Source organism: Paenibacillus sp. J31R30 (assembly GCF_059692115.1).
In genome coordinates, this window is record NZ_JCAUAV010000002.1 from 336,253 (window position 1) to 349,514 (window position 13,262).

Annotated in this window: 7 protein-coding genes; all 7 read left to right on the forward strand. The window is 43.2% G+C overall.

Going from position 1 to position 13,262, the window contains the following annotated elements:
- The first annotated feature begins 11 nt into the window (after positions 1-11).
- The 7 genes from AC58QO_RS07470 (at position 12) to AC58QO_RS07500 (ending at position 13,142) form a co-directional block, all read left to right on the forward strand.
- Complete coding sequence (locus tag AC58QO_RS07470; protein ID WP_497264670.1) at positions 12-3,299, forward strand: family 78 glycoside hydrolase catalytic domain; 3,288 nt, start codon at positions 12-14, stop codon at positions 3,297-3,299.
- A gap of 157 nt (positions 3,300-3,456) precedes the next feature.
- Positions 3,457-5,253: a sensor histidine kinase gene (locus tag AC58QO_RS07475; protein ID WP_497264671.1), complete on the forward strand. Its 1,797-nt coding sequence runs from the start codon at positions 3,457-3,459 to the stop codon at positions 5,251-5,253.
- Positions 5,254-5,267: 14 nt separating this feature from the next.
- The gene (locus AC58QO_RS07480; protein WP_497264672.1) at positions 5,268-6,329 is read left to right on the forward strand and encodes a response regulator transcription factor; all 1,062 of its coding nucleotides are present in this window, start codon (positions 5,268-5,270) and stop codon (positions 6,327-6,329) included.
- Positions 6,330-6,546: 217 nt separating this feature from the next.
- Positions 6,547-7,509 carry an ABC transporter permease gene (locus AC58QO_RS07485; protein WP_497264673.1) on the forward strand — a complete coding sequence of 321 codons (963 nt, stop codon included), beginning with the start codon at positions 6,547-6,549 and terminating at the stop codon, positions 7,507-7,509.
- Positions 7,510-7,526: 17 nt separating this feature from the next.
- Positions 7,527-8,399 carry a carbohydrate ABC transporter permease gene (locus AC58QO_RS07490; RefSeq protein WP_497264674.1) on the forward strand — a complete coding sequence of 291 codons (873 nt, stop codon included), beginning with the start codon at positions 7,527-7,529 and terminating at the stop codon, positions 8,397-8,399.
- Between the two features lie 44 nt (positions 8,400-8,443).
- On the forward strand, positions 8,444-10,015 hold the full coding sequence (locus AC58QO_RS07495) for an extracellular solute-binding protein (protein WP_497264675.1): 1,572 nt from the start codon (positions 8,444-8,446) through the stop codon (positions 10,013-10,015).
- A gap of 130 nt (positions 10,016-10,145) precedes the next feature.
- Entirely contained in the window at positions 10,146-13,142 is a 2,997-nt protein-coding gene (locus tag AC58QO_RS07500; RefSeq protein ID WP_497264676.1) for an alpha-L-arabinofuranosidase family protein, read from the forward strand.
- The last annotated feature ends 120 nt before the right edge of the window (positions 13,143-13,262 follow it).

A 13,262-nucleotide genomic window follows, 5' to 3' on the forward strand; every position in this document is an offset into this window, starting at 1 on the left:
GCAAATGGAAAATGACCAGTTATATTATATCTGAAATTACTGTGATGAATGAAATTGAGCCTATGGGTTTGGATGAGAAGAAACCGGTATTTGCTTGGAAATTTATTTCAAATGAGAAGAACATGAAGCAAACGGATGTAAGGATTACCGTAGGGGAGAAACCTGCGGGTCTTGATATGTGGGACAGTGGTTGGATGAATAAGGACTGTTCAATAGGAACTGCTTATGCAGGAAGAGCTTTGCAGCCATGTACGGAATATTATGTTACGGTGATAACGATGAACCAAACATCGGAAATAGCTGTAGCTTCAACCAAATTTGAAACGGGCTTGATGAATCCGAAATTAGATGCCTGGAACGGGGCGAAGTGGATCGGTGCGCCGGAATATTACGTCTGCAGCGATTCCATGGGAATTTTCTCTTTGAGAAGTTCAATTACTATAGCATCAGGTGGAACTAGGGCAGGGCTTGTTTTTGGTGCTAATGATGCCAGACTCTTAAACAGGGAAAGAAATGAATCCTTCTTAGAAGGTGAAAACTATATTTCTTATGAAATCAACATAAGCAATCAGCCAGCAACTTTGGATATTTATCGGGTAGGCTATCACAAAGATGATAACAAAAATGTTCCTTTTGCTTCAGTACCCATCGTCAACTTTGAGGGTGAGGAGAAAGTTCAGTTGATTACGGAAGCCAATCAATACGATCCTCATGAAATCAAGATCGATGTTGTGGGTAATGGGGCTTACGCTTATGTAGATGGCGTACTCGTTGATGCCATGTTAAATCCTAAATCTATAGGAACGAGGCTAATTACGAGACAATTAAACCCACTTGGGGATAACGACATCACAACCTTCCCGCGACTAAATGAAATTGGTTATTTGGTTGGGGCGGGAACAAGCGCGCACTTTGATGGTATTCGCTTAAGCTTTTTGCGACATCCGTCTAATCAGTTCTTTGAAATGGATACCGAATGCGGAATTGATTTAGATGGAGATGGAACTGATTTACGAGTTACCAAAAGTCCGGATTGCCATGCACTCCCCATGCTGCGCAGGGATTTCTCGGTCAAAGGACCGCTTAAGAAAGCGAGACTTTATGCGACAGCTAGAGGGATTTATGACTGCATGATCAATGGAAGAGCGATTAGCAATCAGTATTTTGCACCAGGTTGGAGCCAGTTTGACAAACACCTGATGTATCAGACTTATGATGTTACGGACTTTTTGTCTGCAGGGGTTAATGGCATTGGTTTTACCTTGTCTTCGGGCTGGTGGAACGGTTCTCAGACTTTCGTTCTGCAGAACTATAACTACTGGGGTGATAAAGAAAGCCTGCTGGCACAATTGGTGCTGACTTACGAAGATGGATCATCGGATCTTTACGTAACCAATGAAGACGAATGGCAGTATTACGGGGAAGGTCCTTACCGCTTCGCTGGCTTTTTCCAAGGGGAACATTTCGATGCCAATTTGGCTTATATTTATGAGGATTATTCAAAACCAGGATTTGTTATAGACGGCATGAAAACACCTGAGATCGTAGAAGCTGTCCCCATCGCCGAATTCGATTCCAGGCCTGAATTATTCTTACCTTGGCCAGCAGTTAATGAAAGCGAGCCAGAACTCATTGGTCATTATCAAGCACCGATCAGGAATGTAGAAACATTTGTAGCTAAAAGTATGATTGAGCCTGCTCCTGGTTTATATATTTATGATTTAGAGCAAGAGATAGCTGGGGTTCCTGTACTTACATTCAGAGGTAAAAAAGGAACTGAAGTACGCATTCGTTATGGGGAAATGCTGTATCCAAATCTCGATGTGTATGGGGAACTGGGTGGGAGAATGCTTCAAGTAAATCTAAGGGACGCTTCTAGCACCGATATTTATATGCTTCGCGGTGATGCAGATGGTGAAACGTACATACCGAAATTTACCTTTCATGGCTACCGCTATATTGAAATTACTGGACTCGATTACGCTCCTGAATTAGAAGACGTGCAGAGCTACCTGCTTTCTAGTCTTTCAACGATGCGTGGTAAGGTGGAAGTAGATCATGAATTGGTAAACAAGCTAGTATCCAATGTGAAGTACAGCCAGCTCGGGAACTTCATCAGTGTGCCTACAGACTGCCCGCAGCGAAATGAACGAATGGGCTGGATTGGTGACGCACATGTATTCTTCCGTACCTCATCTTACCAAGGGGATGTGCGAACTTTTTATCTGCGCTATCTCGAAGCCATTCGTGATGTTCAATTGCCAGATGGAAATATTCCCAATATTGCACCTGTAGGAGGTGGATTCGGTGGAATCACTTATGGCAGTGGACTTCACTTGATTGTGTGGGACATGTACCAACAATATGGGGATAAGCGTGTTATCGTAGAAAATTATGAAGCCATGAAACGCTACACAACTTATTTAGAAAATAAAGGGATGCCAGGCGAGGTCTTTATGGGACCTATCGATGACTGGCTTGCTCCACAGAAAACGGATAGTAACCTGGTATGGAATGCTTTCTACGGTAGAGATGTTTATCTGATGTCTGTTTATGCTGAGCTATTAGGAAAACAGGACGACGTATCCTACTATAGGTTGAAGGCAGATGAGGCGAAGATTTACTGGAACCAGACTTTTGTCGATGCTGCAACAGGAAAAACCTTGCATTTGGATGGCACAGTGAATGATACGCAAGGCGGATATGCCATTGGGTTGAATTACCATATGTTTGATGAGACAGTTAGGCAGAAGGCTTTTGATAATCTGGCAAGAAAAACGAAGGAAATGGGATGTACCGTATCCACTGGTTTTTTCGGGACAGGTCCACTAAATCCGATGTTGAGTGAGGGCGGTTATTCGGAACTAGCCTATGCCATGATCACCCAAACCGAATACCCAAGCTGGCTTTATCCAGTAACGCAAGGAGCGACGACAATTTGGGAGCATTGGGATAGCTATACCGCCCAAAAGGGTTTTGGCAAACGAAATGCGATGAATAGCTTTAACCATTACTCCTTGGGATCTGTGGTGGGCTGGCTCTATGAGTATGTACTTGGCATTCAGAGGGATGAGAGGCATCCAGGCTATGGTCATTTCACTCTGAGGCCTGATATGTCGGGCTTTAGAAAAGCAAATGGAGGATTTGACACCCCGTATGGCCGGATTGAAAGCAGTTATAACGTTGAAGAACACAAAGCTACCTATCGTTGTACGGTACCCGCTAATACGACAGCCACAGTGGTTCTTCCTGGGATCACAGAGGAAATAGGGAGTGGAAGTCATATATTTTACCTGTAACATCCATGTTAGCAAGCTAAAGCCAAGCTGATTACTCAGTTTGGCCTTTTCAAATTGAGCCCCAAAAAACGGACTAAAACATTTATCATTGAAATTATGAACTAAATCGTATACAACTAGGGAAAGAAGTTATTATCGGTCTGGAGCTGTGAGTCCCATGTTAAAACGGAAAGCGCTAACAATTAATGCGAAGCTTGTATGCATTATACTATTTTTTCTATGCGTTCCTTTACTCGCCTTTGGAACCTTGTGGTATTCAAGCTCAACCGAGAGTATTGAAAAGAATGCAATAGGTTACAGTGATCAACTGGTGCGGCAAATTAATGGGCAGCTTGATTCTTATTTTGGGGATTTGCAGCGTGTGACCTATCCGTTACTGCTGCATCCTCAAATCCAAACGTTCATGAAGCTGGATCCTAATAATCAATATGAACGTTTTGCAAATAATAAACAAATATCCGATGAGTTGTTCCCTACGATCGTTTTTGGTCGTACGGATATTTATGGAGTATCCATCGTGTCCATGAACGGTATGGTGACCACCAATAATAATGCGATTGCTGCCAAGGCTAGCTATGATCAGTATAAGGATATGCTGACAGGCGACCAGAATTACAGGATTGCGGGTTTGTCAGAGCTAGAGTATACAACGGTGCTGACCATTATCCGAAAATTTGTGGATACATTGTCTTATCAGTCGACAGGACTGTTGGTTGTCCATTTAAGATTGAACGAAATTATTAAAATATGCGAAAAAATTAAACTCGGAAAGAGCGGTTTTGTATGGATTATGGACCAAGACGGTAAGGTCGTATATCATCCCGATAAGGCAAAGTGGGGAGAGCCCGTCAACCTGCAGAACATACCGTTAACGCAAGATGAGCCAAATGGGTACTCTGTCGTCAAGATTAACGGTACCAAGAAGTTGATCCTTGCCGACCGTTCTCCTTTGACCGGGTGGACACTTGTTTCAGAAGTGCCGCTCAATGAGCTTAATGGCGATCTTGTTCGCTGGCGTAATGTAACGGTTTGGATAGGGTTGTTGCTGGTAAGCTTGGCCTTATTTTTGGTGGGAGGTTTCTCTGTGTATCTTACGCAATCGCTGTCGCATTTGCGGCGATTGATGCGCCGAGCGGAAGAAGGCGACTTGCATATCCGCGCGCCAGAGAAACGCAACGATGAAATAGGGGGCTTAAACCGAAGCTTTAACCGAATGGTTGAAGAAATCCAAAGATTGATTGGTGAGATCCAGCATTCTAGGCAAAAAGAGATTGAGATGGAACTGCGTCAACGAGAATCGGCACTTCTCGTCATGCAATCGCAGATCAATCCCCATTTCCTATACAACACATTGGAAATTATAAATTCGTATGCCATTATTGAGGGTGTTAAACCGATTAGTCGAATGGCAACTTCCTTAGCCGATATTTTCCGGTATAGTATTGGCCATCCCCAGCAATCGGTGACACTGAAGGAGGAGCTTCGTTATATTAGCACCTACCTTGAAATTCAGCAGGAGAGATTTAAATCGCTACGCGTAGAACTAAAGCTGCATGATGAGGATATCCACAATGTATTAGCGCTTCGCCTCATGATTCAACCCATTGTGGAGAACGCCTTCAAGCACGGTTATGGTCATCATCGAATCAAGCCTACGTATATTGGTATTACAGGTGAACACTCAGAGAATGGTTATTTGCTTCGGATTGTAGATGAGGGCAAAGGCATGGACAATAAGCTGAAAAATGAGTATAATCAAGCATTTAATAGCAATGAGATGAATTCTCATAAAGAATCGGACGTACTAACAGATGGCTCCTCAGAGTCGATCGGACTTTGGAATGTGCATCAGCGAATTCGCCTCTCCTTTGGATCGCCATTTGGTCTTTACATCGTCAAGTCGGATGAGACGGGAACCATCATAGAGCTGATGCTTAAATACGCAACTCACTAATTAGGAGGCCGAACATGTATAAGGTGCTCATTGTAGACGATGAGATTATGATTAAACGCAGTTTAGCTAAACTTATCGCCGAAAGTCCCTACGATTTCGAAGTAATCGCTGAAGCTGATGATGGCATGGAAGCGCTGGCACTGTGTGAGAGGCTGCGTCCTGATCTGCTGATTACCGATATCTCGATGCCCGTTATGGATGGGTTGGAGCTAATTCGCGAGGTGCGTAGGAGGAAATGGGACATGGATACCATTATCATTTCCGGATATGATGACTTTGCTTATGCGCAACAAGCACTACGGCAGGACGTTACGGATTACCTGCTCAAGCCACTTAAAGAGGAGCAGCTATATGAACTGCTTGCAAGCATTGACAGCAAATTCAAGGAAAAAAATAAATTAGCTACAGGCAGAAGCCGATGGGTAAAGCAATCCAAAGCGCGAAGTGAAGCCGTATCGGAGCAATTATGGGGGTTAAACGAAGAAGAGGCACTGCGGCTTATGGGCGATATGGTTCAAAAGCTTAGGGAAGAAGGTGCTTCCAATGAGGTCATTCGAAGCTGTACGGAAGATCTGCTGACCATGGTCGAGGCGGAACTCCAGCATCGCTCAGGCGGCGGGATGTCAGAGTTGAGCAAGCCCTTTCTGACAGGGGGCAATGACATGCCGCTGGAGGGATGGCTCGCTCAAGCAAGAGGCTGCCTGCAAGCCTTGGCGGATAAGGTTAGAGCTTCCAGGAATTGGGGGCAGCGTCAATCGATTGCGAAGGCGATTGCATTTATTGTTCAGAATTATGCCAATGAGGATATCTCCTTGCAGAAAGCTGCGGATAAGTCAGGGATGTCACTCTCTTATTTCAGTCGCTGTTTTAAAGATGAGCTAGGGCTCAGCTTCACTGATTTTGTTATAAAGCTGCGTATGGAGAAGGTGATGGAACTGCTGAAGGCTCCAGGCATAAAAACCTCGGAGGCCGCTCTAGCGGTTGGCTATGAGGATTATCCGCATTTTGCGAAAACATTCAAAAAATATTTTGGCTTGTCGCCTAATGAATACAAAAAAAGAGAAATTAGCTCCTAGCTAATTGGTTAACTAACCGAACAATAGGGGACCGTTCTTAACTGAATGGTCCTTTTCATTTGAAAACGCAACCAATTGCAATATAAAAACACAACTTTCGCAAGAGATCACATGGTCGAATTAACATGTAACCGTATACAATAAAGTTGCAACTAAGGCAAAATAAAAAGCCTAACAGATGGGCTAACACAAGATTATGGAGAGGAGAAATAAAGCAATGAATGTCAGTGAAGAGAAAATTGCGGCAGAAGCAGCTGGGCGAACGGCACGGCCGTCAGTAAAACCTAAGCTGTATGTCGTTAAATATTGGCAGATCTATACGATGGTACTCCCTGGACTTTTTTTCTTTATTTTATTCAAATACGTACCTTTAGCAGGCATTGTCATTGCCTTTCAGGATTATAGCGTGTTCACTGGGATTTTGGGCAGCAAATTCGTCGGCATGAAACATTTTATTAACCTGTTTACGTATCCGGAGTTTCTGAGGGTGATAAAGAATACCTTCTTAATCAGCATCTATCAGCTTGTCATCGGATTTCCGGCTCCCATCATTCTGGCACTTCTCATGAATGAAATAAGAAAGATGTTTTTCAAAAAAATCATCCAAACCGTGCTGTACCTGCCTCACTTTCTATCCTGGGTCATTGTTGGTGGGCTTGTCATTAACTTCCTGTCACCGACGACAGGCATGCTGAATGATGTGCTTCACATGATGGGCAGAGAACCGATCTTCTTCATGCAAGAGCCTAACTATTTTCGCACAATTGTCGTGTCCTCGGGGATATGGAAAGAAGTGGGCTGGGGGACCATTATTTATCTGGCCGCACTAGCAGGCATTAACCCAGAGTTATATGAATCTGCTGAGGTGGATGGCGCGAGTAAGTGGGTACAAGTGTTCAGTATTACCCTACCGTCAATACTGCCTACGATCATGGTGCTGCTCTTGCTTAGAATTGGTAACATTCTCGATCTCGGCTTTGAGCAGGTTTACATGCTCATGAATCCGCTCGTCACTTCTACAGGAGAGATTATTGATACCTATATTTATCGGATTGGCTTGCTTGGTGGCCAATATAGCTATACAACAGCAATCGGGCTGTTCAAATCCGTTATTGGTTTCATTTTAGTCGTAGGAGCGAATCAGCTCAGTAAAAAAACGACCGGCAATTCGATTTATTAAAGGAAGGAGGCTCTTCAATGACCAAAAAACCAACTTTCTCGCGAGAAGTATTCGCTGTCCTTAACTATACGATACTCATCTTAACAAGCTGCGCCATGCTTCTGCCATTTCTACATATCGTGGCTGGATCCTTAAGCTCAGGAACTGCGCTTTCGCAAGGAAAGGTCTCTATATTCCCTGTAGATTTTACATGGATTAACTATATTGGCGTTCTTAAAAATATGGCAATTTGGAAATCCTTCGGCGTTACACTGCTGCTAACGGTAGGGGGTACGGCCTTCAATTTGTTCCTAACTTCGTTGATGGCGTACGCCTTGGCCAAAAACGAGCTGAAAGGTCGCTCTTTCATCTTACTTCTTGTTGTTTTTACAATGATTTTTCAAGTGCCTATGATACCGGGATATTTGCTTGTAAAATCATTAGGCATGCTCAATTCGCTATGGGCACTCATTATCCCGGGGACGATCAGCGCGTTTAATCTGATCATCATGGTTTCGTTTTTTCGTCAAATTCCTGAGAGTTTGGTGGATGCCGCCAAAATCGATGGAGCCGGCGAATATCGCACTTGGTGGAGTGTCGTGCTTCCCTTATCTATGTCTTCGCTAAGCACGGTTGGGTTATTTTACGCAGTCGGGCACTGGAATGGTTACTTTAGTGCCATCATGTACATCCGGGACCCCGGGTTGTACCCCTTGCAAGTAAAATTGAGGCAGTTATTAGTTGAGGGCGATACGCAAGGCGTCACCCAAAGCGTCAGCCTCACTTTGCAATCAGCGGAGGGCGTCAAAATGGCTACCATCATGGTCGCCACACTGCCCATCTTGTTTGTCTACCCTTTCGTCCAGAAGCATTTTATCAAAGGTGCGATGCTTGGTTCGGTGAAAGGTTAATCATAGAAACAAAGACAAAAATTAAATTAAAAGGAGAAGGTCAAATGAACAAAAAATGGACAACGGCAGCACTAGCAGTAACAGTTGCAGGTACTCTTGTAGGCTGCTCTTCGAACGACAGCGCAACATCGACACAAAGTCCAACGAAGAGTTCGAGTGCACCAACGAAGAGTGCGACTGTACCAGCGAAGTTTAAAGTAGGTATTGGTACGGAAGGTTTGCAGTACATCCAGGGATCTCCGAACATCAACGAGGATGAATATACGAAAAAGCTTCGTGAAATTTCTAAAACAGATGTCACACTCGAACTTATTCCACACGCTGAATTTGATCAGAAGTTAACGTTACTTTTTGCGGGCGGTGATCTGCCGGATCTCTTGCAAACTCACGGGATTAATAAACCGGAAGTAGCACCTGCTGTAGATACGGGAGTCATTATTCCGCTTAACGACCTGATTGACAAATATGGTCCGAACCTGAAGAAAAATATTTCTAAAGAAGCTTGGGATTTCGCAAGCGTTAGTAAAGATGGAAAAATCTACGGGATCCCTTCTGTCAACGCGACGCCAAACGGCCTTGTCATGATGGTTCGCAAGGATTGGTTGGATAAAGTGGGATTAAAGGCACCAAAAACAATCGACGAATACACGGATATGTTGCGGGCATTCCGTGATAAGGATCCTAACGGTAATGGTAAAAAGGACGAAATTCCTTTCACCGGGCGTGAAAAGCTAGCGTTTACGGAAGCGTTCTTTGGCGCCTATGACGCGATCCCTGCCGATTGGAAGCTGGAGAATGGTCAATTAATTCCTAACCTCATTCGTCCACAGATGAAGCAGGCTCTATCAACTTACCGAAAGCTGTATGAGGAAAAGCTTTTAGATAATGAGGTGTTTGTACAAAAAGGGCCAGTATGGGATGCTAAAATCAAAGCTCAAGGTATTGGAGGTTTATGGATACATGCTCCGCGTCTAGCTGACAAATGGTCAAACGAGATCAAGGCAGGATCGGCCAGTGCTCAACTTGAGATCATTCCAGCCCCTGTCGGTCCAGATGGCAAAGGTGGTCATAGTATTGGGTCGACGGTAGGAAATAATGTATGGGTTATTCCTAAAACGACTAAGAATCCAGAAAATATCATCAAGTTTTTAGATTGGTTCTATAGTGACGAAGCACAGAAATTCCTTACTTATGGCATTGAAGGCAAAGACTATACGATGGATGGCGGCAAAATTAAGTACAACTATCCGGCGAAGCAAGAAGACATTTACCGTGAAGAAATGCATCTGACTTGGTTGCGTATGGTAGGTCCTCTTCACTTGTCGGATACAGAATTTATGAAAAATCGTCCTGCTGGGGATTTGGTGCTTAAAGCAATCGATGTTGCTTCCAAAGAAGGCCGTAAAAATGATTCTCTAGGCATGCCTTCATTACCAACCCTGCAAACGCATCCAGAACTTGGAAGAGATGGCTTGTGGTTAGAAACGGCTGCGAAAATCATTACTGGTAAGGATCCTGTAGACTCTTTCGATAAATTCGTTGAGGATTGGAAGAAGCGTGGGGGAGACCAAGCGATCAAAGAAGCAACAGATTGGTATAATAAAACTCATAAATAATAAGGTAATAAATGTTTCGTATAAGCCGTTGTCCAATCAACGGCTTATATGCATGGAAAGTAAATTAATACAGAGATGGATCTGAATGGAGGACTACTGTTAAATACAAAAAAACGGGAAAAAAGGTAATATGATGACTGGACATGGTATGCATGTAAAAACGGGGGGCAGAAATTATATCTCATTCATCTTAATGTTTTCAATGTTACTTAGTGTCATTGGTGTGGGGGTAGTAGGCGTAAGCCAACCTGCCTATGCGGCCACAACTACAGCAAGTGTTGACGTAAATGCGAATGTTACGGGTAACAAAGTCTCGCAGCAGTTGATAGGTGGATTCACGGAAGACCTTCATAATGCAGTTGACGGGGGTCTTTACGCAGAGAAGGTTATTAACCGCTCATTTGAATTTAATTCTGGTGACGGTGGGACCTATAATCATCCCTTAGCAGGATGGACACAGTTATACCGGGATGGCGGTGCAGGAAGCATTACAGTGGAAAACACCAGCCCTCTGAACATGGTAAATACACATTATGCGCATTTTAATGTTACTGCAGCAGGAAATGGCGTCGGATTATCCAATGGCGGGTGGTACGGAATTAGTGTAACTTCTGGAGCTACCTATAATTATTCGCTTTATGCCAAAAGAGGATCAAATTTTAACTCATCCATAACGATCGGATTCGCTAATCAATCAGGTGCAGATTATGGTACAGCTACCATAAATGCTATTACGACGAATTGGGTTAAGTATACAGGTAGCATTACTGTTAATGCGACGGATCCAAATGCCAAATTGGTCGTATTGGCGAAAGGAACTGGCGATGTATATTTGGACTTTATTTCGGTATTTCCTAGTGTAACCTATAAAAATCGTCCAAATGGCGTTAGATTAGACATGGGAACTGCTCTTGAAGACATGCATCTCGGTTTCCTGCGTTTTCCAGGTGGGTGCATCATCCATAGTGCCGATTACCAATACAATTGGAAGGATCAAGTAGGTCCTATTGAAGGACGTAAAGAGTACAACAATTCACAATGGAATATGTATGAGACGACAGACCATATATCCAATGGTATGGGCATGTACGAGTGGCTGCAGTTAAGTGAAGATATGGGCATGGTTGCGGTACCCGTCCTTCCAGTTGGCGTCACACACCTTGCCGGTGCTCTAGACCCTAATAGTCCGGAAATGGCTCAACTTACACAAGATACACTGGACTTCGTAGAGTTTGCCAATGGAAGTGCTACTTCCACATGGGGGGCCAAACGTGCCGCTATGGGACATCCAGCACCATTTAACATACAGTACCTGGGCCTTGGAAATGAGGAGCATAACAGTACGAATGCAAGAGCAGATATTACCAAAATATATAATGCTGTTCACGCTGCATATCCTGCACTCAAACTGATTGTAACCGCAAGTGACTCCCACTCCCTCTATAACTTTAGCACGAATTTAGGTGCGTTTGGCGTGGATGACCACTATTATTTTAATCAAGGTAGTCTTGGATGGATCGAGTTCATTAATAGTTATGATCGTTCCAAACCACAGGTCATGATAGGGGAATATGGCTCCAATATCAGGGATGGAAAAATTATCGATGCGCTTGATGCAGCGAAAGATAAAGCCGTATTCGAGAAAAATGGGGATATTTTAAACATGTCCGCTTTTACACTTTTAAGAAAAGTCATAGATTTTGATAATGCGAATGTGTTTAAAACGAACTATTATCACGAAGAGAAGATGTGGGCAGAAAATTTGGCCGACTATAATGTTAATTTCAGACAAACAGGAGCTTCCAATCTTGTGGTTGTAGCGGGCAAAGATACAGAAACCAGTGATGTCATTCTAAAGCTTATTAATAATAGCGCCAATATTAACAACAGTACGGTTGCAATCAATGGCATGACCAATATTTCCCCTACTGCAAATGTGACTTTCTTAAAACCAAAAACTGCAGGAAATAAGGATGCCAGAGATAGTAGGTACCTCAATGGGCTTGATTATGGGCTGAGTACAGATTTAAATGAAGTTGATACAGGAACAACCACGACCAGTGTAAGTGGTAATCTCATCAATTATTCATCTGAAGCTTATTCCATGGCAATTATTAGAGTTCATGGTACGATTTCTTCTGACAGTAGTACGATCTACGAAACAGAAAACTTTAACGGTGGAGCTAACATCACGGCGGGTCGTACATTAACAACGGTATCCGAGCTCGCTGGTCCAAGTAATGACCACTGGAGTAGTGCTGAGTTGCAAGCGGTGAATGAATATGTGCAATATAATAACGTGAACATTGCCACGGCTGGTACCTATAATATTAAGATTGGCGTTAAAAAAGGTCCTTCTCGAGGCATTACCAAATTAACGATTGATGGTATCCCCAAAGGTTCACTTATTGACGCGTATAGCTCTACATTGTCCTATCAAGAGGTTGATTTGGGAACAATGGCGTTAAGTGCTGGCATGCATAGCTTTAGGTTTACAGTAACGGATAAGAATTCAGCATCTACCAATTATGCGACAGCTGTCGACTATTTCAAACTGGATAAAGTGAGTGCTCAATATATCGATGATGACTTTAACAGCACGACCACAGGTAATCCGCCTTCGGGATGGGTCCTAGACACAACGGTAGGAACAGTCTCTGTACAGAATGTGCCAGATTCTTCGGATAAGAGTGTAGGGATAAGTAAATCAAACACAACACTAGGAAATAGGACGTCCATGTATAAGACGTTTGGTCCAGTAAGTGGTGTTGTTTCTGTGGAAGCAAGAGTCAGAAGAGATGCGACCACAAACTGGTGGTGTATGCCTTATATCACTAGTAGTACTGGAATTGGGGCAGAAACGCTTGCCTTTGATAGTGGCAATATTAAAGTAAACGTTAATGGAACTTGGCAAACGGTACAAACATTTACAGCAGGTACATGGTATGCGTTGAAACTAGTCATCAATACGGATACAGATAAATTGGATTTGTTTATTGATGGTGTTCAGAAGCTTAGTCAGGTTGCACTTAGAAGCGCTGTTACAGATATTAGCAAAATAGAATTCTATGCAGCAGATGCTAACACAGGTAATACAAATGTGGATAATGTAAAGATTTATAAGTAATCACAAACATAGGTGCATAACATTTTACGACACAAACATATTCGTATATCCAATGAATGTTCAAAAAACACGAGCCAAAATGGCATCGTGTTTTTTGTGCAGGAGCGATTATTTTGCGAC

Excerpts from the sequence above, each read along its gene's own strand:
- AC58QO_RS07495 (WP_497264675.1), top strand. The coding sequence starts at position 8,444 with ATGAACAAAAAATGGACAACGGCAGCACTAGCAGTAACAGTTGCAGGT.
- AC58QO_RS07485 (WP_497264673.1), top strand. The coding sequence starts at position 6,547 with ATGAATGTCAGTGAAGAGAAAATTGCGGCAGAAGCAGCTGGGCGAACG.
- AC58QO_RS07475 (WP_497264671.1), top strand. The coding sequence starts at position 3,457 with ATGTTAAAACGGAAAGCGCTAACAATTAATGCGAAGCTTGTATGCATT.
- AC58QO_RS07470 (WP_497264670.1), top strand. The coding sequence starts at position 12 with ATGACCAGTTATATTATATCTGAAATTACTGTGATGAATGAAATTGAG.
- AC58QO_RS07500 (WP_497264676.1), top strand. The coding sequence starts at position 10,146 with ATGATGACTGGACATGGTATGCATGTAAAAACGGGGGGCAGAAATTAT.
- AC58QO_RS07490 (WP_497264674.1), top strand. The coding sequence starts at position 7,527 with ATGACCAAAAAACCAACTTTCTCGCGAGAAGTATTCGCTGTCCTTAAC.
- AC58QO_RS07480 (WP_497264672.1), top strand. The coding sequence starts at position 5,268 with ATGTATAAGGTGCTCATTGTAGACGATGAGATTATGATTAAACGCAGT.